This window comes from Vibrio sp. Vb1166 (genome assembly GCF_033338695.1).
In the GTDB taxonomy this organism is placed as follows: Bacteria; Pseudomonadota; Gammaproteobacteria; order Enterobacterales; family Vibrionaceae; genus Vibrio; species Vibrio alginolyticus.
Genome location: NZ_JAWOTE010000001.1, coordinates 463223 through 484760 on the forward strand (window position 1 = coordinate 463223; position 21538 = coordinate 484760).

A 21538-nucleotide genomic window follows, 5' to 3' on the forward strand; every position below is an offset into this window, starting at 1 on the left:
CTTAGAACCTCATTGGAGGTCGACGACGATCACCTCGGCTTGATGATTCTCTATCCATAGCATTGCCAAGAACAACTTGGTCGCCTTCCTTCAAACCTGAAAGAATTTCTGCGTTCACTTTGTTGTTGATACCCACTGTCACGGGCTTTTCCACCACTTGGCCCTGTTCAAGCACTGGCACGGTATAGTTGCCTTTGCCGCCAGATTTTTGCAGCACTTGTGAAGGGACAATCAAGGTATTTTCCGATTGCTCAAGGACAATCGAAACTTGCGCAGTCATGCCGATGCGCAAAATACCTTGCGGGTTCTTCACATCAAATACAGCGTTGTAGTAAATGGCGTCGCTATCTGAAATGCTCAAATCGCTGTCATCGCCATCCATGATGGTTGGCCCCGGCTCAATGGCGCGCAGTGTGCCTTTAAACTGCTGATTCGGTTTGCCTAAAATGGTGAACAGCGCCGTTTGGCCTGGGTGAACAAAAATCACATCGGCTTCCGAAATTTCGGCTTTCACCGTCATCGTATCTAACTTAGCTAACTCGATAATAGTTGGCGTGGTTTGATTGGCGTTTACGGTTTGTCCTTCTTCCACCGCGGTGTAGACCACCGTGCCATCCATCGGTGCGTTGATGGTGGTGTAACCGAGATCTAACTGCGCATTGTCGACGTTGATTTTGGCTTTCTCGATTTCAGCATCCAGTTGCGCTAACTCGGCTTTGTAGATGGCGAGCGTCGCTTCGGCATTCTCGTAATCAGCTCGTGAGCTCGCTTTCGCTGCCAACATGCCTTTTTGGCGCACGTATTCATAGTTTGCTTGTTTAATCTGCGCTTGCTTAGCCTGGTACTGAGCGTTGAGACTATTAAGAGACGCTTGGGCTTCTTTGAGGCTATTTTGCTGAGTCAGGCTGTCAATCTGTGCAATCAAGTCCCCCTGTTTTATCTCATCCCCTAAGTTCACAGCGAGGCGTTGAATTTGCCCAGATACTTGCGCACCTACATTCACCAATTTGGACGCTTGCAACATGCCGTTAGCTAATACCGCCTTTTCGATATTGCCTTTGCGAACGACTTCTGTCGCGTAAGGAGAAATGGGTTCTGGACGTTGCAGATAATGATAACCACCAGCACCAATAGCAAGTAGGCCACACAAAACGAGCCATTTTTTATTGAGTTTCATAGCAGGAGTGAAGTAAATAATCGTTTTGATTTTATACTGCTATTTGTCTTAGCCGTACAGGGTACGAGACGTAAAGATAGGTAAATTAACGTCAAGAAACTGAATGAATAACTTCACTAACGTGAAAAATCAGAGATATTATAGTCACTTCAAAACTTTATTATTCAATACATATAACAAAGACCATTTTTAATATATAAATTCAAGTTATAAGTATTATAAACAAAACTTTTAAATACTAACAAACCAGTAAAATCCAAAATTATTCAACATTCCATTAATTTAAATTTCATGATGGCCATTTTGATGATTGAATTTAAAGAGGAGTTAAGTGACAAGTTAAATAAAAAATACCCACATAACACAGGTAAGACCGAGAGGGGTGTGTCATGTGGGTTTAAAACGATAGTTCTCTTGCTGATTCGAACTACCAACGTTGGGATGCAATGGAAATACAAATGACTCAGAGTTTCCATCACAGACACTTTATCGCTGGATTTCCCTCTATTTGTTAGGGAACAGTCAGCACAATAAAAATAGAGAAGTAATACTGCAAAAATAAAAATAGAGGTTCAGGGTTTAATTTACACTTAAAATAACTACTATATTCACGCCATGAAGCATTAATAAATTCAACGATAAATATTTATTAAGTTAAATTTACTTATTGTCAACACACTGTTAGTTTTACTCCTAAATACACTGGTCAGATTTGTTTATTTTACTAATTTTAGTTGCAATACAACTTCTAATTAATTCATGAGAAAAACATGCAGCGACAATTAACTCTTTCACCGATTTATTTATTAATCGGGTTAGCCTCCTCGACGGCGTATGCCGGTGGTTTTCAAATTAACGAACATTCGGCGACGGGTCTTGGTCGTGCTTTTGCTGGTGATGCCGTCATTGGTGATAATGCGTCTGTAGTCAGCCGAAACGCCGCAGCGATGACGCTGTTTAAACAAAATGCCTTATCGTTCGGTGTCACTTACGTCAAACCTGACGTTACCGTTAAAAATGCGCAATATCATCGAGCTAACATTAATGCGGATGTCAATGTTGGTATGGGCGGTTTTCCTCCGTCCCCTCAAGTTGAAATTACCCCGTCCTTCTCTCAAACCGTGACCGACATTGATGACGTCGATGGCGTTGGTCAACCAGCCGTTGTACCCAATTTTTACTTTATTCACCCTATCAACGACGACTGGTATCTAGGCTTATCGGCATACTCCAACTTCGGAACCGACATGGAGTTTAAACCAAACTATGGCGCACCTGTTTTTGGCGGTGTCACCAGCGTAGCGAGTGTCAACCTTGGCGCAAGCTTGGCATACAAGGTGAACGACCGTTTTAGTATCGGTGGTGGTATTGATGTGATTTACGGCTCTGGTGAGCTGTACCGCGATATGGACGTGGGTTTTTGCGTTGGTGGGAACATACTTGGAAACGAACTAGAACAACGCTGTGGATCCGTAAAAGGCAACGCACTTGATGTGGAAGCCGGCGGCATTGGGCTTGGTGCGAATATTGGCATGATGTACGAGTTTAACGAACGTCATCGCTTAGGTTTAAGCTACAAGCACAGCCCTAACATCGATGCCAAGGGTGACATCCACTTTGCTGGCGAATCGTACGACTCACTTGCTATGCCGCTACCGGATATTGCGGAGTTTTCCGGTTATCACCGCGTCTTACCTAAATTTGCCCTGCACTATTCTGTGCAGTGGATTGGTTGGTCAGCATTTGACAGCTTGAAAGCTGATGATCAGTTGCTAAAAGATTTTCAGTGGCAAGACTCCGCGCACTACTCCATCGGTGCGACTTGGTACGCCAATGAACGTTGGACACTACGCACGGGTTACATGTTCGACAAAACACCTGTCGATGAGCTGACTTCGCTTTCTATCCCAGATTCGAACCGTCACTGGTTATCTGCGGGTGCCTCTTACCAATGGTCATCAGATACCACGGTTGACATCGGCATGACGTACTTGATTGGTGAAGATGTCAACGTAGAAGAGTACGCGTATGAAGGTGTTCCTGCACCGATGGTAACGGGCGTGACCCATTCAAATGCGTTCCTAATTGGTGCCCAACTCAGCCACCGTTTCTAATTTGTCAGGCAGTGATCAAACCTCTAGGTCATTGCCTTGTAACAACGCTTATCAAAGCGACCGAACAGAGACATTATTATGAACAAAACACTACTTGCTTTTTCACTCTCACTTCTCACTCTAGGCGCGGCTCAGGCTTCAGAATGGGGCTATGGCAATGACAAACACGGGCCAGAGCACTGGGGAAAAATCGCCAAAGACTGCGCAACCACGAAAAACCAAAGCCCAATCAACATCGACAACCCAGCCGATGCAAAACTGGAAGCACTGAACCTTTCGTACACTGGTCAGGTCATTGGTTTAACCAACAATGGTCATACGCTGCAAGCGCAAGTGAACGGACGTAATAGCTTCACCATTGATGGCGAGACGTTCGAGCTGCAACAGTTCCATTTCCACACACCTTCAGAAAACCAAATCAAAGGCCGCCAGTATCCACTTGAAGCGCACTTTGTACACGCCAACGCAGACGGCGAGTTGGCGGTAATTTCGGTGATCTTTGATGCTGGCGATCAAAACGCAGCGCTGTCTAAACTGATCAACGCAATCCCACAAGAGAATCAAACCACCTTCTTTAAAGATACTTTTGAGATTAACGACTTACTGCCAAAAACTGCAAACTACTATCGATTTAACGGCTCTTTAACCACACCGCCATGTTCAGAAGGTGTGCGCTGGTTTGTGCTTAAAGACACTCAAACCTTATCCAAAGATCAAGCCGCGAAACTGATGGAAGTCATGGGACAAAACAATCGTCCGCTGCAACCGCTAAATGCGCGCGTTGTACTTTCTAACTAATCGCCATATCCGATAAGGGGCATCGTATTTGCCCCTTATTTTGATTCGCTCTAACCTCACTTCGTTACAGGAACCCCCGATGAAAACTCCATCTGTTCTGTCACTCTTACTCGCACTCGCCCCGACATTCGCCTTCTCTCATAACCTTTCTGTCGGTCAAACCCCCCTTCCGTCAGCATTGATACCTATGGCGAAATGACGCTGCAAGGAGACGATGTGGCTTATCAACCTTGGGCAACTCAGCAGATGTTAGGCAAAGTCCGTGTGATACAAGCCATTGCAGGTCGTAGTAAAGCTAAAGAGATGAACGCGCCGCTGATGTCAGCAATCACTGCCGCTCACTTTCCTGAAGATCAGTATCAAACCACAACCGTGATCAACCAAGAAGACGCCATCTGGGGAACCGGTACATTTGTAAAATCGTCGGCAGAGGACAGCAAAAAGACATTCTCTTGGTCTTCCATGGTGTTAGACAAAAATGGCGTATTAGCAACAACTTGGGATCTGCAGCAAGAAAGTTCTGCGATTATCGTACAAAATAAGCAAGGCGAAATTTTATTCGTGAAAGAAGGGGCTTTAACTCAAGACGAAGTCACACACGTCATCGAACTGATTAAACAGAATATCTAAACCTAAGGTAAGGAAAAGCTATGAAACTGTTCAACACCATCGCACTCTGTCTTTTAGCGGCTGTGGCCTCTTTCCAATCGGTTGCTGGAGACAACGATTGGGAGAAGATTGCAGATAAAACCGTCAGTTTTAAATCGGAAACCGACACAGTCAATCCACTGTCACCATTTGCTAACGCTCGTTTCAGCCACATAAAAATCAAATGTACGCAAGGTACGGTCGATCTGAAAAGCGTTAAAGTAATCATGAAAGATGGTCAGGAAAAGACGTTCGACAGTTTAGGGGTTCTGACTAAAGGCATGTCATCAAGAAGCTTAAGCCTACCAACAAAAGATAACGCGAAATTAGACAAAATCGAGTTGAACTATGAATCGGTTGGCAGCACTGCGCTGCAAGTCGCGGGGGTGACCAAAAAAGCGCAAGTGGAAATCTTAGGTAAGAAAATCGACGAGTAAGCGATGGCTCAACGAACTCACCCAAACTAAAAACAGCGGCACTAGGCCGCTGTTTTCATTAAAAAATCGTCATGAATAACTAAATGAATTTCTTCAGCTTCGCCAAACCATAAGCAGCAATGGTGACACAATCTTTGATCGTGCCGTCGATCATCATCTGTTCGAACTCCTCAACAGAAAAAGCGCGAGTGATCAAATCCTCTTCTTCACTGTCGAGTTGATTGCCCACGTCCGTTAAATCAGTGGCGAAGTAGACGTGACATGTCTGATTCAAAAAGCCGTATGCGATAAACTGCGCGCCGACATACACCATAGTGCTCGCCTGCATGCCCGTTTCTTCACGTAGCTCACCTTTGGCAAGCTCAAGATGATCCGCATCTGGGTTTGATTCCCACGCCCCTTGTGGGATCTCCCAACAACGTTGACCTACGGTGTAACGGTACTGCTGAACCAAGTGAATCATCCCGTTATCGATAGCCAGAATCGCAGCACAATCAGGTTTGTCGACCACACCATAGATGCCCTCTGCGCCGCTCGGACGTAAAATTTTGTCCTCACGCACCGTCATCCACTTATTCTGGTAAACGACTTTGCTGTCTAGCTGTTTGATATCTGACATGATTATTCCTTGATTTTTCTGAGGGTTACTGCGGAATAATACCCGATTCGGTTACGCCACCAAAATGTTCTTTAGTTCACTCAAAGACTCAACGGTGTAATTTGGTGCGATACGCTCATCGACGCTTGCGCCTGTGGTATTTAACCAGCAAGTTTCAATACCAAAATTATTACCACCCAGAATATCGGAATGCAGGTTGTCACCCACCATCAGTACGCGCGTTTTGCATGGGTTGCCCATTTGCTGCATCGCGTATTCAAAAATACCTAAGTCCGGTTTTGCTACGCCCACTTGTTCAGAGATCACCACTTTATCGAAGTACTCAGTCATCCCTGTGCGCTCAAGGCGAATTGCTTGCAACTCTGTAAAACCGTTGGTGATGATGCCCATTTTAGCTTTGCCTTGCAGCGCTTCCATCAGCTCTTTTGCACCTGGCAACAAACTGCAAATATCGGCCATCGCTTCTAAAAATGCGCTGTTGAGATCTGCTGTTGTAGTATTCAACTTCTCAGCCCACTCGGTAAAACGCTTATGTTTTAGCTCATCTGCCGTTACTTTGCCGTCTTGGTAATCCACCCAAAGCGGTTTGTTTACGGTTTGGTAATGAGCAAAATCTTGTTCAGTAAAATCTACGCCTTTGCGAGAAAACATAAGCTGCAAACCTTTGAAAGCATCAAAGTGGAATAAGGTTTCGTCAGCGTCAAACAGGATCCAATCGTACTTCATTTTCTTCTTCCCAAAATCAAGGTCGTAATACTGGTGCATAGTCTAGATTGTTTTCTTCTTGAAGATAATCTCTATAATTGGAAATTAATTGTATCCTTGTGCTCAACAATAAATGCTTCACGATAATAGGAGATTGATGTGAACGCGATTGCCTCCCTGCCCGTTTTTGTTGCTGTTGTCGAATGCGGCAGCTTCTCCCTTGCGGCCAAACAGCTGAATCTGACGAAATCGGCGATCAGCAAACGCATCAACCAACTAGAAGACGATTTGGGCATTCGTCTTCTTAACCGAACCACGCGTAAGCTGAGCCTGACCGAAGCGGGAGAACGCTATTTTGAGTACGCCTCTCAAGCGCTCAACCTAGCCCAGCAAGGCGTAGACGCGGTATCGGAACTGCAAGGCTCGCCACAAGGTCGGCTCAAAATTACCGTGCCGATGTCTTTCGGTGTGCTGCATATCGCGCCTTTGATCAGCGAGTTTCTCGCTCGTTACCCGAAAATTGAAGTGGATTTAAACCTCGAAGACAAAATGGTCGATTTGGTTAAAGACGGTTTTGATTTGGGGATCCGTATTGGTGAACTCACCTCTTCCAATCTAATCGCAAAACGTCTCGCCCCTTGTAAAAGTGTGCTTTGTGCCTCGCCAGATTACTTAGCGGAGTTCGGCACACCACAAAAACCAAGTGATTTAGTCAGTCACAACTGCCTGCGCTATTCCTATTTCCGTGGCGGCGTCGAATGGATGTTCATCAACAACGGCAGCGAATACAAGGTGCTTCCAAAAGGAAACTTTATCGTCAATAACAGCGAAGCCATTCGCCAGTTGCTGTTAAGAGGTTCGGGCATTGCGCAACTGCCAACATTTATTGCAGGAAGAGACTTTGCCGCAGGAAATCTAAAACCGGTGATGGAAGAGTATTCTCTACCAGAACACGCCATTTATGCGGTGTTCCCTGAGCGCAAACACATGCCGTTGAAAGTAAGAGCCTTTATCGATTTTATCAGCGAAAAACTCGGCACAGATTTACCTTACTGGGATCGTTACAACAGCCCAGAAAAATAACCATATTGATGATAAGTGAGTGAAATTTCACTACTGACATGTTCTGACATTCCATCCGCGTAACCTTATTTGGAACTCAACAGGCAATCCGCCAAAACCAATAAGGAATCACAATATGGAAACCGTTATCGAAACTGTGCAATTTCGTCTAACCGCAGGCACAACAGAGCAAGACGTGATCGCCGCTGCCAAACAGTCACAAACGTTTGTGAAGAATCTGCCGGGCTTTTTGTACCGATCGCTCAGTCACGAAGCGACGGACGATGTGTGGACAGACATCATTTACTGGCGTTCAATGGACGATGCAAAACAGGCGGGAAAACAGATTAAGCAAGCCGTTGAATTTCAGCCTCTGTTATCAATGATTGACTGCGAAAGCTTCGAGCTTAAACATCACAACTTAAAAATGTGCAGTGAGCTAGAGAAGTAATCAGCCACACTACCACTAACAACCAGTAGGTCTAGATAAGGAACATCATGAGCAAATCAGAACGACTGTTTGAGCTACTGACGCTTCTGCGCGCAAAGCGTTACGCCGTGACAGCGAAAGAGCTCGCAGAAAGAATGGAAGTTAGCGAACGTACGATTTATCGCGATATTCAGTCGTTGCTCAGTTCTGGTGTTCCTATTCAAGGTGAAGCAGGTGTCGGCTACCTGTTGCAAGCTGGCTCTCATCTGCCGCCTTTGATGTTCTCAGAAAAAGAGATGATGGCGCTTGAACTGGGTATGCGGATGGTTCGAGCCTGGTCGGATGTTGAACTCGCCGAAGCGTCTCACTCTGCGTCCACCAAAATACTTTCGGTATTGCCCGATAAGCTCAAACAACAAGTGGAAGATTGTCCGCTGATTGTGCCCGATTATCACACCCAATCCGAGACTGCCAAACGAGGGCAGCTTCTGCGCCACGCGATTGATCATCAGTTTAAGGTCAGTTTGGATTACCAAGATGAAAGCGGACAGGTGACCGAGAGAAAAATCCAACCGTTAGGCCAGTTCTTTTGGGGCAAAGTCTGGACGCTGGTCGCCTGGTGCGAATTGCGCGATGACTACCGCCAGTTCCGCCTCGACCGTATCCAAGCACTGCGTATGCACGATGAAGAGTTTGAGAGTGCGGAAACCAAATCTCTCAAACATTATATTGCGCAGTATGAATCGAAAGATTGAGTGTTCTTCATCCTTCCATCACAAGGATTCTAAATTGCTCTGCTCAATGCGAGATATTTGGAAAGGCACATTTAGTTAAACTAATGTTTCATTTTAACAGATGGGCAACCAACCTAAGATCGTTAACTTAAGTAGCACGTCAACCACACCGGAGCGTGAAGCTATGAAAGTACTGATTCAATACACCCAAGCAGGGAAATATCGAGATCAAGCGTGGGAGTCTTTAACTCTTCGATCTAAAGGTGATATGCAGGCAGTTACCCCTTCTTATGCTGCCCAACTTATCGAACAAAGCAAAGCGACACTTGTGATGACTGAGGAGCAACAAATCGTTATTCATCCATAACCGACTATTAGCCTTGTTTAACCAACCTTTGTTAGTTGTGCAAGGCTTACATCTCGCCATTACACGTTATCCATTTTATACACGACCAACTATATTTACATAAAAATCAATAAAATAGTTCTTATTTTCGTTCTCGACACTCCTTCAAAACGCCCTTACATTCATAGCTAAGATATAGGTTATCTGTTAGTCTCTTTATTTCTTCATGATAAAAATTAGGATAAAACCTTTGAAAAAGCATCGGTTTATTATAAGGATAGGTGCAATATGCAATTGATCTGGAACATTATTGGATACTTAATGTTCTCTGGTGTATTAGTTATTTTTTTTCAAACATTCTTTATAGGTATCATGCACCTTTTAATGCCAAAAGACATTGTCAATAGCTACTTTAAAGAACCTTATTTTAACACTTTCGAACTAGCTCTATTTACAGGTTGGCCTTACGCATTTTTCCGAACATTGATGTTTGTTCGTTTAATCGTTCAACCTAACTCAGGTAAAAAACGAAAGTTACCCGATGTATCCCAAGAGGTGCCTAGGTGGTACCGTCTATTATCCTTCATTTTAATATGGGTAATTATCATAAACTCTACAATGTTAGCGCTTGTATTTTTTATCGCAGGTTTTTTATCATTAGCAGATCATGTATGACCTTTACCTATCCAATTAAGTCTAATGTCACACTTTAAATGTAAATAACATTAAGAATTTCACACAAATAATAAATACATCAGCTAATTTATGGCTTTTTAAAATGAAAGTCTAGAATGCAAAAAAATAAAATTTTTAAATATAGTTTCTTGTTAATATCTATACAAATAAATTATTAGCTAGAGGTGCTCTGTGTCGGGATCTTTTAAGTATAAAATAAAAGTCATGATAACTTATCACCTATTATATTAAACATGTATGGTGCTCCATATGGTAGCAAGGACTATCAGATGGTACTGACTCATATAATGACATTAAACAAGCATATTTCAGATCCTAACCGCATTAGAGCAGGCGATATCATTTGGTTATCAGCTCTACCCAAATCAAGCTCTCAACTTAAAACTCAAAGTAACAATGCGTTACCTCCTAAAAGTATCGCGAAGCTAGGGACCTACCCAGCGTCTAAACCTCAAATGCCCAGCTCTCCTCCCCATAAAGTTTTGCCTCCCAATCTTCTCAGCTACAATCAACCTCCAAAATCAATCTCAAATCAAGTTCCACCGCAACATGCTGACATGTTTTGGGCGTTGGCATGGCTGGAAAACAACGCCAATATGATTACTATTCCAGGAGGTACCTTGATGGGTGCTACAGGGAACTTGATGAGTAAAGGAAATATTAAGCTCATTGAGAACATCAACGACCTTTACGCAAACTATAAAAACGGAGTAATAAGTAAAGGACAATATGATGGTCGACGTAAAAAACATTTAGACCTACTAAAGAAAAATGTTGGCCCTATGGAAAAGCTGCTATTTGGCAACAAAACGACTCACCAGTCTATTCGCATAGCTCGAAGTGGAGGGTTACCTGCGAATGCTCATATAGTTAAACAAGCCGAAAAACTGAATAAAATAGCTCAAGCATCTAAAGTGGGCGGACATGTTTTAGTCGGTGTTGGTCTGACGGCTTCCTGCATTCAGATTGCGAATACACAAGACCAACATGAGAAGAATGAAATTTTTGTTGAGTCAATAACTAGCACAGCTGTAGGAATGGGTACCAGCGCGTTAGTCGGTCTATTTTTAGTATCAAACCCTATTGGCTGGGGGACTGCCATTGTACTCGCTGCCGGTTCAACGGCTGTAGGTTATGCATCCGGTAAAGTGGCAAAAAGCTTTTATAATTCAATTGAAAGCAAGCCAAACTTAGTCGCTAGTACTGGAATAGAGTCTATATGCAGCAAGTAATCACATTTCTTTTTTACACTTTAATGACTGGTGTGATTATTATTTTCTTACAAACCATTTCTATCGGTGTCATGCACTTTCTGATGCCGAAGGAGATTGTTGGGAACTATTTTAAAAAACCATATTTTAATGAATTTGAGCTTTCTTTATTCACAGGGTGGCCTTACGCATTTTTCCGAACATTGATGTTTGTTCGTTTAATCGTTCAACCTAGCTCAGGTGAAAAGCGAAAATTACCTAATATTTCTAGAGAAGTACCAAAATGGTATCGTTATTTGTCGATTCTATTACTGGGTATTATCATTGTTAACTCTGTTGTCGTTGCCCTGACTTTATCAATTGGTGCCGTTCTTTTAGCAATTGAGTGAGGAATTAACATTAAAATATAACGATGTACTCGACGAAGAGAGCTCAGTCTGAACTCTCTAATCGCCAGAGTTATTGCATACTAACCTCTACTCTTCTTCGTTGAGACGACGAATCAACTTAGCTGGCGTGCCTCCGTATAGACAATCTGGCGGCACATCATGGTTGACTACCGAGTTCGCCGCAATAACCGAGCGAGCACCAATCGTCACACCTTGGTTAATGACCGAATTTCCGCCAATCCACACATCATCTTCAATCGTGATAGGTTTACAAAACGTTTCCCAACGCCGACGACTTCGGTAATCAACAGAATGAGAAGCGGTATAAAATTGCACGCTCGGTCCAATGAGCACGTGGTTCCCGATGGTAATTTTGGCACCATCGAGCATGACCACGTTCATGTTGATAAAGGTTTCTTCACCTATTTCGATGGTCTTACCAAATTCACAATGAAAAGGGGACTGGACAATACAACGGCCTACCTTGCCAAATAGCTGCTTTTGCAATTCGTCGCGCTGACTTTCGTCGGTGTTATTATTAAGTGCTCTAAGTGCTTGAAGAGCATGGCTTCTAATGGCGTCAATTTCTTTGTCCATGCCATCAAAGACCTGGCCAGACATCATTTTTTCTAGTTCTGTCACTGGAAGACTCCTACAACCTGCAATTACTGCTTTCAGATTCTTCACAAGGTACGTGAACTGCGAAATAAAAAAAGAGAAAAGCCCGGACTTTTCTCTTTCCTGTTTTTATATTTTGTGGAGTCTGTCAACTTACACAATTTCCCAACTGTGGGTCATCTCAACACCTTCGCCTAGCATTAAGCAAACCGAGCAGTATTTTTCTAGCGAGTCAGCCGCCACTTTTGCTACGACTTCTGGGTCAAGCTCGTCACCTGACACTTCAAAGTGGATATTCACTTGCGTAAAGATACGCGGTGCGGTTTCACGACGCTCTGTGGTTAGCTTGGCATTAACTGACGAAACCTTTTGGCCTGCTGTTTTCAAACCATCAACAACATCGACAGAGCTACAGCCACCAGCAGCCATTAGTACCATTTCCATTGGGCTTGGTGCGGTTGCACCACCATTGCCATCCATCACTACGGAGTGGCCCGACTGAGATTGCCCAAGGAATTTAAAATCTTCTATCCATTTAACTTCAGCTTGCATGATTTACCTCATTTAGCATCGCTTATTCAAGGCATCGTTGCCCTTACTAGCGGTATGTTTCTTGTCGATACTTTAGCTCTATCGCATAAAAGGGCAACGGAATTTTCAACATTACTGTAATTTTTTCGCTCGGTTACCTTTCTCTATACGTAACACTTTTTATTTAAGTAACACTTTCTACAAAAATAACGATGAGGTAGCTATGAAGAATATGTCTAAGTTATTGGCCGGTTTCTCCTTCGCACTTCCAGTCTTGTTTCTACTATTGAGTAAAACAGGTACCGCCGATACGATGGATAAGCTGAAGGCTTCAGAGAATACAAGAATCGCAACGCTAGCTGGCGGTTGTTTCTGGTGTACAGAATCGGATTTAGAGCAACTGCCCGGCGTAATCGATGTTGTATCAGGTTATTCAGGTGGTCATATTGAAAACCCGACTTACCGCCAAGTCTCTTCTGGTAAATCTGGTCATATTGAAGTGATTGAGGTGAAGTACGATCCTGCTGTCGTGAACTACGAGCAAGTGCTGGACTACTTCTTCCGTCATATCGACCCTACCGACGATAAAGGTTCATTTGTTGACCGTGGTCCTCAATACCGTCCAGCGATCTTCTACCATAATGCGGAGCAAAAGCAGATTGCTAAGCAGTTTATGATGGAAATCGACAAGGCGATGATCTATCCAAAACCGTTGAAAACAGAGCTGATCGAGTTTGAAAAGTTTTACCCTGCGGAGTCGTACCATCAGGATTACTACAAGAAGAGTAGCTTGAAGTACAAATACTACCGCTACGCATCAGGTCGCGATAAATATCTCGACGAAGTATTTGGTGAAGATCGAAAAGAAAGTCCTAAAACACTTCGACAGTTGATTGAAGAAAAAAAGCTGCTTTCGAAAGTGAAAGCGTACAGTAAACCTGCTCAGTCTGAAATCAAATCAAACTTAACAGAGCTACAGTATTACGTGACGCAAGAAGAAGGCACGGAGCGTCCGTTTGATAATGAATACTGGGACAACAAAGAAGCGGGAATTTATGTGGATATTGTGACCGGTGAACCGCTATTTTCTTCTACTGATAAATACAAATCTGGCACAGGTTGGCCAAGCTTTACTCGACCAATTAACCCGGGTTACATCGTGGAGAAAACCGATTATAAACTGCTCTACCCTAGAACGGAGATCCGCAGTAAGTTTGGTGATTCACACCTAGGTCATGTGTTTAAAGATGGTCCGAAGCCGACGGGATTACGCTATTGTATGAACTCTGCTGCGATGAAATTTGTACCTGTGAACAAGATGGCGAGTTTAGGCTACGGCGATTACCTGTACCTATTTGATAAGTAGTTTTAACCAAATTAGGAGTGAACATTCAGCGCGATGAAAGGTTTTAAATCCAACCTTCCCATGAAAGTCTGTCCGGTCTGTCAGCGCCCATTTTCTTGGAGAAAGAAGTGGGCGCGAAATTGGGAGGAAATCGTTTATTGTTCTGAGCGTTGCCGAAGAAATAAATCAACGAAAACGTAGGTCACTCCGACCCTCTCTGGAGTATGTTATTTCATTTGTATTAACGTTTGTACGCGTTCTCTTACCAAGGTAATAACGTCCCATCATAAGCCCAAAACGCCCCGCTATCTTGCGGGGTTGCTTTTTCTATCAAGCCTAATAAATCCTTAGCAACTCGCTCTGGCGTGAACAACTTTCCCTCTGGGACATTGGTTTGAAAAGGTGCCGACAAAGCGGTATCTGTGGTGCCAGGGTGAAGTGAAAGCACCGTGCCATGTTTGACCACTCTTTGCCATTCGATCGACATGGTTTTTAGGAACATGTTTAATGCGGCTTTCGATGCTCGATAGCTGTACCAACCACCTAACTGATTATCGCTAATGCTGCCAACTTTGGCCGAAATGGTCGCAAACTTGGGTGCAGTACTGCGCTTTAGCTTGGGCGTGAAGTATTTCGCCAACAGCAAACTTGGCAAAGTATTAACCGTGATGGTTTGCTGAAAGAAGTCTGCGTCGAGCGAGCTAAGATTCTTCTCAGGACCTTTCTCTTGGGTGTGCAACATACCAACACAGTTCACCAACCAATCGACGTGTTCAATCTGCTCACTGAACGCTTTTACCTGCTCGTCTTGCGATACATCCACTTGATGCCAAACGACATTTGGGTGTTGCCAATCTGGTTGCTGCTTACGATAAGTGGCATGCACGCGAGCTTGAGGAAACCGAGCTGCGGCTTCTCTCACCATCGCCAAACCAATTCCACCATTGCCACCGACGATGAGTATTTCCATCACAAGTTCTCCACGTTTTCTATGTAGTGCTCTGCGGTATCAAGAATCGCTTGGCGTTGTTGTTCTTCCATGTTGTCCCAAGAGCGGAAAATCATCCCGATTCGTGGATTGGCTGCGAGGCGCTTGTCGTGTTTGTTCATAAAGCGCCAATAAAGGCTGTTAAACGGACACGATCCTTCCCCACTCCTCGCCTTATTGTCGTAATAGCAACCCTTACAGTAGTCGCTCATTTTGTTGATGTAAGAACCACTCGCCGCGTAAGGTTTGGTGCCAACAATGCCGCCATCCGCAAACAATGCCATGCCACGTGTGTTCGGCATTTCGACCCATTCAATCGCATCAACATAGATACCGAGATACCACTCATCCACTTGATCTGGGTCGATCTCGGTTAGCAAGCAAAAGTTACCAGTGACCATCAATCGTTGGATGTGGTGTGCGTAGGCATAATCGAGGGACTGCTCAATCGCATTGCGCATACAAGCCATTTTAGTTTCACCATTCCAGAAGAAATCTGGCAGCTTTCTTTCTGCGACCAATTCGTTGTTTTTCGGGTAATGAGGCATGTTCGCCCAATAGACCCCTCGAATGTACTCTCGCCATCCTAAGATTTGGCGAATAAACCCTTCAACTTGAGAAATGTCGATGTCCGCGTTGGAATGAAATGCCTTGAGTGAAGCATCAATGACTTCTCTCGGGTGCAGTAATTTGCTGTTAAGCGAGAATGAAATTCGGCTGTGATACAAGCTCCACTTAGCGTCGTGCTGGCCTGTCATGGCATCTTGAAAACGTCCGAATAACGGCAGACAGACTTGGCAGAAATGCGCGAGTAAAGAGAGGCTTTGCGCGCGATTAATCGGCCACAACAAGTCCCCTTCGAGATTTCCGATGGTTTTGATGTCATGTCGTGCCAGCCGCTCAATAATGCCGTGGATGTCAGTACTGAACATCAAAGGTTGTGGCAGTTGTTCAATGTCTTTGGCTTTGAGCTTGTTACGATTATTGGCATCGTAATTCCATTTTCCGCCGACGGGCTTTCCGTCTTGCATCAAGATGTCGAAGCGCTTGCGCATACGGCGGTAAAAGTGCTCCATCATGATGTGTTTACCTTGAGGAAACTGCGATTCTATTTCCTCAAACGGCAACAAAAAATGTTCCGAGTCGACACAACGCGTCACGACCCCATCAAGCTTTAGTTTGGCTAACTGCTCCAGAAGACGGTATTCATCCGGGCGTTGATATTCAAACTTACTTGCACCAACTTCACTCGCGTAGTGTTGCAAGACTTGCTCAAGATCGTCGAAGGATTGTGTGTCATCCAACGTGAGGTGCAGAACTTGGTGACCTTCACTCTGACGCTCTTTCGCAAACTGTTCCATTGCGGAAAAGAACGCACACACTTTCTGAATATGATGCGTGACGTAAGTATTCTCTTGCTTGAGCTCCGCAATCAGGTAAAGCACTTGCTCATCCGGTTGCTGAAACCAAGAGTGCTCACTGTTAAGTTGATCGCCCAAGATCAATCGTACGGTTTCAAATTGCATTACGGTTTCTCCGATGACGAAGCTTTGTCACTGCTGCCCATCACAATCGGCCAATCGACCATGTCTACACTATCCAAATGCGCGCCAGGACAACGACCTTGCCACCTATCGATGAACTCCATGTGCGGGTCGTACATTTCGGTTTGCTTTTCGAGGTTGAATTGTCGTGAACCACGCGGATCAGCACCAACGCCTGCTAAGTATTGCCAATTTCCCCAGTTTGATGCCACATCGTAATCGACCAGTTGTGACTCAAAGTACGCCGCGCCATAACGCCAATCGAGGCCAAGCTCATGCACCAAACAACTGGCAACTAACTGTCTGCCACGATTCGACATATAACCCGTTTCATTAAGTTGGTGCATACACGCATTGACGATAGGAAATGGCGTTTCACCTTTCTTCCATTGTTGAAAACGGTGCGCGTAAAAGCTGGTGAGTGGTGCTCGATTTTGGATGCCACCGAATCGGAAGAGCTGTCGCTTGTGTCGACGGGCATACCAATAAAAGTATTCACGCCAAAGCAGTTCGAAGTAAATCCAGTAGGTTGAATCATTTGCACCATTCTCCGCTTCATAACGTTTCAACATGGCATAAATGGTTTTCGGAGAAACGCACCCATTAGCTAACCAAGGAGAGAACTTGGTGGAGTAATCCATGCCATCTAAACCGTTGCGTGTTTGTTTGTATTCACTGGCTAGTGTGGAAGCAAAATACTGGCGACAATGTTCAAGCCCGCGGCTTTCTCCACCATGAAACGTAGCTTTTGTGTCAAAGTAATATGCAGTAACGGAAGGCAGATTCACACCTAAAGGAATTGGAGGTAACGAACGGATACTCTCGTGGGGCCGAGAGATGTCTAAACTTTCAACTTGCTTTCTAAACTGCGTGAAAGTCGTAGGCAGTTTGCTCAAGTCAAATGGCAGTTGTTCTTCCCTTAACAGGGTCCGGATTGCTTGCTGTTTTATTTTTACATGAGAAGCGCCTTCAGCTACGCGACCTAACGCTTGTTGCTCATCCGAACCGGGAAAAGCGTCAGCATATATATGTGTGACGCCGAAGCGATTAACAGCATACTTGATTGCTTGATCGGGCGTTAGTTCAACCGCCCATAATCGCTGACCAAGGTGATTCAAAGATTGATTGAGTTCACTAAGCGATGAGTCGAGAAACTGCAATTTCGCGCGCCCGAAAGAGGCTTCCTGCGCAAAGTGATGCAAGTAAGGCGTCATTGAAGGGTAGCAATACAAGCAAATTAACTCGTCCATTTCTACACTGGCGCTTTTCAACAGTGGGTTGTCGTGCAATCGCAAGTCGTTCGTGAACCAATAAAGTCCTATTTTCTTTTTCAATTCGCACCCTCAGATGTTAATTCTTCGTCTACGAGTTCTTTTCACGGAGACCCTGACGTTAAGCCTTTTGATTTACTTGCTTTTATACGAAAACGAGAGTTTGACGATCATTAGGTTACTAACGTTCACACGGAATTCATTTGCTGGATATCTCAAAACACGCAATACCACCAAATTCCTGTACATGTTTCATACTGATATTTTATAAAATTTGAATCCAACGGTATTGATCACGATCTTAATCACTCATTTTCTATATAAACCATGCAAAAGTGATAAAAATTAAAGCGACATTAGTTAATATCCGTTAATCTAAGCCCAATCCCATTTTGCTAGTACCATCGCAGAAATGACCGACGAGTTTAAGAAATCAACCGCTAATTTAAAAAAAGCGGTCCCACTGATGATCAAAAACCATGTTGCTGCCACGCCAGCCAACTACGCGCTTTGGTATACCTACGTTGACAAGACCATTCCAGAACTCAACTTTGAGTTAGACACGGTGTTAGAAAACTACGGTATTTGCCCGCCAGCAACCAATAAACAGCTTTACAACAACTATGTGGCCAGCAAAGCAGAAACCAGCCTTGAAGATCTTAGAACCAATGTAGAAGTTCTGCTACATGAAGTATCCAGTTCAATGAGCGATACAATTTCAGATACTTCCTCCTTTTCTGAGATGGTAGACAAAAGCTTTAATAAACTGGAAAAAGTTGAGGACAATAGCCTAAGCATTGAAGAAGTGATGGTAGTGATTCGTCAACTTGTCGCAGAGTCACACGAAATTCGTCACTCAACAAAGTTTTTGAATAGCCAATTGACTAACGCGAGTGAAGAAATTTCTCGCCTCAAAAACCAACTGGCTGAAGTACAGCAAGATGCGTTGTTCGATGGTTTGTCAAACCTATACAACCGCCGAGCATTTGACAAAGATCTCTCTTCACTTATTGCATCAAATCAGGCAATGACCTTGATCATGCTTGATATCGATCATTTCAAATCATTTAACGACAATTACGGGCACCTTTTTGGCGATACAGTATTAAAAGCCATTGCCCGCCGGCTACAACAAAGTTGTCGAGATGGGATATGTGCGTACCGTTTTGGTGGTGAAGAATTCGCGTTAATTGTACCTAACAAATCTCTGCGAATTGCTCGCCAATATGCAGACACACTACGCCGCATGATAGAAAAACTGCGTATCAGAGATAAGCGCTCAGGCACACAAGTTCACAGCATTACCGCTTCTTTTGGGGTGGCAGAGTTTGAGCCTGGTGATACGCCTGAAGCCTTAATCAATAAAGCCGATAAACAGCTTTATGAAGCAAAACAACTCGGTCGTAACCGCGTGATGCCAATTTAAATAAACTGGCTAAGCGAAAACGACTTTTATGATGAAAAAGAAAACCCCGCGCTGTAAAGTGCGGGGTTTTTGTATCCAATCATGAGTATCTTAATCGACGCTGTAACAGTAACTTAGAATGTAGTCGTCACCATTTTTTGCGGTATATTCTTTATCTTCACTGCATGCCATCGGCTTACCTTTTTTGTCGCCTTTGATTAGGCTTATCCAATGGCGCATCGCGGTTGGTGCATTGCCAGTTAGTTCAGGATGAAACGTCGTGCGAGTTTCCAATTGAATATCGTCAATGTCCACTAATTCCACGCAACCAGTGCCTTTGTGACAGCCAAACAGCACTTCTACATGATTGCCCGAATCATCTTTAAACAAAATCGACTTTGGATCTTCCTTTTCACCAGTGTACGCCACAAAATGTTTCGGACTTTTCAGGCCGCTATGCGTACCGTCTTTGAAGTAAGCCAATACATGGCGATAATCAATTACGTAACTTGATACGTCTTGGTGCGACCCGTTCTCCAATGGGAACATGCGGTCAAGCAGTTGCTTCGCTTTTACTTGTTTCTCACTCTGCTGCTCGGCACTTACCGCTTCGACGGCAAATACGGCTTCAGCGATAAATGGGCGTTGTTGTTGTTGCATCTCTTTTTTATCGAAGTTCAGCATATTCATCGTCATATCCTCGCACTTAAAAACTCGTCCTAGAGTAAAAACTTAAATCCTTTATTTAAGTTTCAGGCAATTCTGTGAAGTGGATGGTTAATTTCCTTGCCTGCTCATTATGTAGACTAGCGAAATATTGACTACAATTTCACAACAAAAATTTTACAATGTGAATTTTACAAAATGTCTGTGTCAAAAAGCCTTATTCGTCAGTCTCATTTTCTTGGTACGAAAATTCGTAATCTAAGAAAAAACAACCATTTAACGATGGAGGATTTATCTGCCCGTTGTGTAAGAATTAATCCAGAGTACGCTCCTTCGGTTTCTTACCTTTCGATGATTGAGCGCGGAAAACGCGTACCGAGTATCGATATGCTCGAAGTGATCGCGGAAGTTTTTCAAAAAGATCCTGCGTGGTTTTTAGATGATGAACCCGAATTAGAAGCCATCACACCCAACAAAGGGAATCGTGGTGGGATTAGTGGCATGGCGCTGGAGCCGAGCTTCCTGTTCTCCAATGATATTCTTCAAATCGCGATACCAGAAATGCTCTCCCAAACAGGTATCACAGGGCGTCAATTCGCCCACTTACTGATCCGCGCACACCAAGAGAACCACCAAAACCATTTCCCAGACTTAGAACGGGCAGCGGAAGAAGTGGGCTTAAAGCGACTTAATCTGTCAGTGGAAGATCTGATCGACATTGCAAAGAGTATGGGGTTGGATATTCGCTGGGTAGACCGAGCGCCACAAGATGTGATTGATGAACTGGGCGTCAGCGCCAAACAGTTGATTACGTCTTTCATGGAGCCACCTGGGACTATTTATCTCAATAAACGAATGCGTGACTATCCAACCCGATTGAAGTATGACTTGGCGGTATATATCGGCCATCGAGTGCTCCATAGCAGCGATGCAATGAATAACGTTTTATCTATCGGGCATCAAAACAATTGGGAGCAAATGGACAGCCCTGTGTCGAACTCTGAACTCAATTCGCAAGATATCCTGCAAGCTTGGCGTGATTTTGAGTCCAGCTTCTTTGCCGGTGCCCTACTCTGCCCCAAAGTACCCTTTCGTCAGTTGCTTGACCGTTCTGGTTACGAGATTGATGTTCACAAAAAGGCGGGGGTTTCTCCTTCCGTTGCAATGCGTCGCATGACGGTGGTCTCGCCTTACCCTCATTGGCACTATTTTGATGCCTATGGCCCTGGCAAGTTAAAAGCCGTGTATCGCGGAAATGGTATTCCATTGCCTTGGGGCAACATGCGCAAAGTGAACGACCCTTGCCAGCACTGGGCCGTATTCCGACGCCTTTCCCAGCCTTTGGATACCAGTTCAGCGCAAATTTCGATTTTAAATGTTGGCGACGAGCCACGTATCTACTGCTGCGAATCGGTTAACGTATTTGATCCTGCGGGGAATAATCGCGTGCTATGTGCCGGTATTGATCTTAACCCTGCCATTTCTGCACAAGGTGGCGATGCCGTTTCCATAGCGGAAGAACTTAAGTCCCTTTGTGTCGCTTCCGGCGGAAGTAGTGTTATTCCTCCCCACATCAAAAAAGACTTAACGACTATCGCTAAGATATTAAACATCAACTGGATAGAGCGCGGGATTCAAACCCAAGCAAGGTTGATCTGCTCCAGAGGGGCGGTTTGTCCAAGACAACCTAGTTGTTACAGCAAGTGCGGAGAAGCTGATGAGACGCGCAACGACGTGAATATCATCGGTCTTTAGAAAGAAAAAACGCCAATCACAATATACGTGATTGGCGGTATATACTTGT

The 21538-nt window shown here is 44.2% G+C and carries 23 protein-coding genes and 1 pseudogene; 15 read left to right on the forward strand and 9 right to left on the reverse strand.

What is annotated here, in order from left to right:
- Position 1: 1 nt before the first annotated feature.
- The gene (locus tag R7E51_RS02005; protein ID WP_206957440.1) at positions 2–1177 is read right to left on the reverse strand and encodes an efflux RND transporter periplasmic adaptor subunit; all 1176 of its coding nucleotides are present in this window, start codon (positions 1175–1177) and stop codon (positions 2–4) included.
- Positions 1178–1947: 770 nt separating this feature from the next.
- Between R7E51_RS02005 and R7E51_RS02010 the strand changes: the two genes are divergently transcribed.
- The 4 genes and pseudogenes from R7E51_RS02010 (at position 1948) to R7E51_RS02025 (ending at position 5174) form a co-directional block, all read left to right on the forward strand.
- Complete coding sequence (locus tag R7E51_RS02010; RefSeq protein WP_206957438.1) at positions 1948–3291, forward strand: OmpP1/FadL family transporter; 1344 nt, start codon at positions 1948–1950, stop codon at positions 3289–3291.
- Between the two features lie 78 nt (positions 3292–3369).
- A complete protein-coding gene (locus R7E51_RS02015) occupies positions 3370–4089 on the forward strand; it encodes a carbonic anhydrase (protein WP_206957436.1) in 720 nt (239 codons plus the stop codon).
- A gap of 79 nt (positions 4090–4168) precedes the next feature.
- Positions 4169–4719, forward strand: a pseudogene (locus tag R7E51_RS02020) (YtfJ family protein).
- A 20-nt stretch (positions 4720–4739) separates the two neighbouring features.
- Positions 4740–5174, forward strand: coding sequence for a hypothetical protein (locus tag R7E51_RS02025; RefSeq protein ID WP_024701557.1), 435 nt, complete (start codon positions 4740–4742; stop codon positions 5172–5174).
- A gap of 79 nt (positions 5175–5253) precedes the next feature.
- Here the strand turns inward: R7E51_RS02025 and R7E51_RS02030 are convergent, their stop codons facing one another.
- On the reverse strand, positions 5254–5793 hold the full coding sequence (locus tag R7E51_RS02030) for an NUDIX domain-containing protein (RefSeq protein ID WP_086047560.1): 540 nt from the start codon (positions 5791–5793) through the stop codon (positions 5254–5256).
- A 51-nt stretch (positions 5794–5844) separates the two neighbouring features.
- Complete coding sequence (yjjG, locus tag R7E51_RS02035; protein WP_005374109.1) at positions 5845–6519, reverse strand: pyrimidine 5'-nucleotidase; 675 nt, start codon at positions 6517–6519, stop codon at positions 5845–5847.
- A 138-nt stretch (positions 6520–6657) separates the two neighbouring features.
- On the opposite strand from yjjG, the gene R7E51_RS02040 reads away from it, so the two are divergent.
- The 7 genes from R7E51_RS02040 to R7E51_RS02070 all read left to right on the forward strand — a co-directional run bounded on the left by R7E51_RS02040 (position 6658) and on the right by R7E51_RS02070 (position 11366).
- Positions 6658–7581 (forward strand): LysR family transcriptional regulator, encoded by a 924-nt coding sequence (locus tag R7E51_RS02040; RefSeq protein WP_005384329.1) that lies wholly within the window; start codon positions 6658–6660, stop codon positions 7579–7581.
- A gap of 115 nt (positions 7582–7696) precedes the next feature.
- The gene (locus R7E51_RS02045; protein WP_005497913.1) at positions 7697–8011 is read left to right on the forward strand and encodes a hypothetical protein; all 315 of its coding nucleotides are present in this window, start codon (positions 7697–7699) and stop codon (positions 8009–8011) included.
- Positions 8012–8058: 47 nt separating this feature from the next.
- Positions 8059–8745: a helix-turn-helix transcriptional regulator gene (locus R7E51_RS02050; protein WP_138939780.1), complete on the forward strand. Its 687-nt coding sequence runs from the start codon at positions 8059–8061 to the stop codon at positions 8743–8745.
- Positions 8746–8908: 163 nt separating this feature from the next.
- Positions 8909–9091 carry a hypothetical protein gene (locus R7E51_RS02055; protein ID WP_021035913.1) on the forward strand — a complete coding sequence of 61 codons (183 nt, stop codon included), beginning with the start codon at positions 8909–8911 and terminating at the stop codon, positions 9089–9091.
- A gap of 267 nt (positions 9092–9358) precedes the next feature.
- Positions 9359–9745 (forward strand): hypothetical protein, encoded by a 387-nt coding sequence (locus R7E51_RS02060; RefSeq protein WP_017819737.1) that lies wholly within the window; start codon positions 9359–9361, stop codon positions 9743–9745.
- A 290-nt stretch (positions 9746–10035) separates the two neighbouring features.
- On the forward strand, positions 10036–10998 hold the full coding sequence (locus R7E51_RS02065) for a glycine zipper family protein (RefSeq protein ID WP_017819736.1): 963 nt from the start codon (positions 10036–10038) through the stop codon (positions 10996–10998).
- Positions 10986–11366 carry a hypothetical protein gene (locus R7E51_RS02070; protein ID WP_017819735.1) on the forward strand — a complete coding sequence of 127 codons (381 nt, stop codon included), beginning with the start codon at positions 10986–10988 and terminating at the stop codon, positions 11364–11366. The genes R7E51_RS02065 and R7E51_RS02070 overlap by 13 nt, the downstream gene beginning before the upstream one ends.
- Before the next feature lie 87 nt (positions 11367–11453).
- On the opposite strand, the gene R7E51_RS02075 is transcribed toward R7E51_RS02070, so the two are convergent.
- Positions 11454–12008: a sugar O-acetyltransferase gene (locus tag R7E51_RS02075; protein ID WP_017819734.1), complete on the reverse strand. Its 555-nt coding sequence runs from the start codon at positions 12006–12008 to the stop codon at positions 11454–11456.
- A gap of 129 nt (positions 12009–12137) precedes the next feature.
- Complete coding sequence (locus R7E51_RS02080) at positions 12138–12536, reverse strand: OsmC family protein (RefSeq protein ID WP_005374132.1); 399 nt, start codon at positions 12534–12536, stop codon at positions 12138–12140.
- Between the two features lie 202 nt (positions 12537–12738).
- Between R7E51_RS02080 and msrB the strand changes: the two genes are divergently transcribed.
- Positions 12739–13881 (forward strand): peptide-methionine (R)-S-oxide reductase MsrB, encoded by a 1143-nt coding sequence (gene msrB / locus R7E51_RS02085; protein ID WP_005374134.1) that lies wholly within the window; start codon positions 12739–12741, stop codon positions 13879–13881.
- Positions 13882–13914: 33 nt separating this feature from the next.
- Positions 13915–14061, forward strand: a complete 147-nt coding sequence (locus R7E51_RS02090; RefSeq protein WP_005374142.1) for a DUF2256 domain-containing protein — start codon at positions 13915–13917, stop codon at positions 14059–14061.
- 61 nt (positions 14062–14122) lie between these two features.
- On the opposite strand, the gene R7E51_RS02095 is transcribed toward R7E51_RS02090, so the two are convergent.
- The 3 genes from R7E51_RS02095 to R7E51_RS02105 are packed head-to-tail and all read right to left on the reverse strand — an operon-like array spanning position 14123 to position 17726.
- On the reverse strand, positions 14123–14830 hold the full coding sequence (locus R7E51_RS02095) for an SDR family oxidoreductase (protein WP_017819732.1): 708 nt from the start codon (positions 14828–14830) through the stop codon (positions 14123–14125).
- A complete protein-coding gene (locus R7E51_RS02100; protein ID WP_042523390.1) occupies positions 14830–16374 on the reverse strand; it encodes a cryptochrome/photolyase family protein in 1545 nt (514 codons plus the stop codon). The genes R7E51_RS02095 and R7E51_RS02100 overlap by 1 nt, the downstream gene beginning before the upstream one ends.
- Positions 16374–17726 carry a DASH family cryptochrome gene (locus tag R7E51_RS02105; RefSeq protein WP_206957434.1) on the reverse strand — a complete coding sequence of 451 codons (1353 nt, stop codon included), beginning with the start codon at positions 17724–17726 and terminating at the stop codon, positions 16374–16376. The genes R7E51_RS02100 and R7E51_RS02105 overlap by 1 nt, the downstream gene beginning before the upstream one ends.
- A gap of 349 nt (positions 17727–18075) precedes the next feature.
- On the opposite strand from R7E51_RS02105, the gene gefA reads away from it, so the two are divergent.
- The gene (gene gefA, locus R7E51_RS02110) at positions 18076–19089 is read left to right on the forward strand and encodes a diguanylate cyclase GefA (RefSeq protein WP_005374150.1); all 1014 of its coding nucleotides are present in this window, start codon (positions 18076–18078) and stop codon (positions 19087–19089) included.
- Positions 19090–19179: 90 nt separating this feature from the next.
- On the opposite strand, the gene R7E51_RS02115 is transcribed toward gefA, so the two are convergent.
- Positions 19180–19758, reverse strand: a complete 579-nt coding sequence (locus tag R7E51_RS02115; RefSeq protein WP_005374156.1) for a malate synthase — start codon at positions 19756–19758, stop codon at positions 19180–19182.
- 174 nt (positions 19759–19932) lie between these two features.
- Between R7E51_RS02115 and R7E51_RS02120 the strand changes: the two genes are divergently transcribed.
- Positions 19933–21489: a DUF3612 domain-containing protein gene (locus R7E51_RS02120; protein WP_017819729.1), complete on the forward strand. Its 1557-nt coding sequence runs from the start codon at positions 19933–19935 to the stop codon at positions 21487–21489.
- Positions 21490–21538 lie beyond the last annotated feature (49 nt).

Excerpts from the sequence above, each read along its gene's own strand:
- R7E51_RS02005 (WP_206957440.1), bottom strand. The coding sequence starts at position 1,177 with ATGAAACTCAATAAAAAATGGCTCGTTTTGTGTGGCCTACTTGCTATT.
- R7E51_RS02010 (WP_206957438.1), top strand. The coding sequence starts at position 1,948 with ATGCAGCGACAATTAACTCTTTCACCGATTTATTTATTAATCGGGTTA.
- R7E51_RS02015 (WP_206957436.1), top strand. The coding sequence starts at position 3,370 with ATGAACAAAACACTACTTGCTTTTTCACTCTCACTTCTCACTCTAGGC.
- R7E51_RS02025 (WP_024701557.1), top strand. The coding sequence starts at position 4,740 with ATGAAACTGTTCAACACCATCGCACTCTGTCTTTTAGCGGCTGTGGCC.
- R7E51_RS02030 (WP_086047560.1), bottom strand. The coding sequence starts at position 5,793 with ATGTCAGATATCAAACAGCTAGACAGCAAAGTCGTTTACCAGAATAAG.
- yjjG (WP_005374109.1), bottom strand. The coding sequence starts at position 6,519 with ATGAAGTACGATTGGATCCTGTTTGACGCTGACGAAACCTTATTCCAC.
- R7E51_RS02045 (WP_005497913.1), top strand. The coding sequence starts at position 7,697 with ATGGAAACCGTTATCGAAACTGTGCAATTTCGTCTAACCGCAGGCACA.
- R7E51_RS02050 (WP_138939780.1), top strand. The coding sequence starts at position 8,059 with ATGAGCAAATCAGAACGACTGTTTGAGCTACTGACGCTTCTGCGCGCA.
- R7E51_RS02055 (WP_021035913.1), top strand. The coding sequence starts at position 8,909 with ATGAAAGTACTGATTCAATACACCCAAGCAGGGAAATATCGAGATCAA.
- R7E51_RS02060 (WP_017819737.1), top strand. The coding sequence starts at position 9,359 with ATGCAATTGATCTGGAACATTATTGGATACTTAATGTTCTCTGGTGTA.
- R7E51_RS02065 (WP_017819736.1), top strand. The coding sequence starts at position 10,036 with ATGGTACTGACTCATATAATGACATTAAACAAGCATATTTCAGATCCT.
- R7E51_RS02070 (WP_017819735.1), top strand. The coding sequence starts at position 10,986 with ATGCAGCAAGTAATCACATTTCTTTTTTACACTTTAATGACTGGTGTG.
- R7E51_RS02080 (WP_005374132.1), bottom strand. The coding sequence starts at position 12,536 with ATGCAAGCTGAAGTTAAATGGATAGAAGATTTTAAATTCCTTGGGCAA.
- msrB (WP_005374134.1), top strand. The coding sequence starts at position 12,739 with ATGAAGAATATGTCTAAGTTATTGGCCGGTTTCTCCTTCGCACTTCCA.
- R7E51_RS02090 (WP_005374142.1), top strand. The coding sequence starts at position 13,915 with ATGAAAGGTTTTAAATCCAACCTTCCCATGAAAGTCTGTCCGGTCTGT.
- R7E51_RS02095 (WP_017819732.1), bottom strand. The coding sequence starts at position 14,830 with ATGGAAATACTCATCGTCGGTGGCAATGGTGGAATTGGTTTGGCGATG.
- R7E51_RS02100 (WP_042523390.1), bottom strand. The coding sequence starts at position 16,374 with ATGCAATTTGAAACCGTACGATTGATCTTGGGCGATCAACTTAACAGT.
- gefA (WP_005374150.1), top strand. The coding sequence starts at position 18,076 with ATGACCGACGAGTTTAAGAAATCAACCGCTAATTTAAAAAAAGCGGTC.
- R7E51_RS02115 (WP_005374156.1), bottom strand. The coding sequence starts at position 19,758 with ATGAATATGCTGAACTTCGATAAAAAAGAGATGCAACAACAACAACGC.
- R7E51_RS02120 (WP_017819729.1), top strand. The coding sequence starts at position 19,933 with ATGTCTGTGTCAAAAAGCCTTATTCGTCAGTCTCATTTTCTTGGTACG.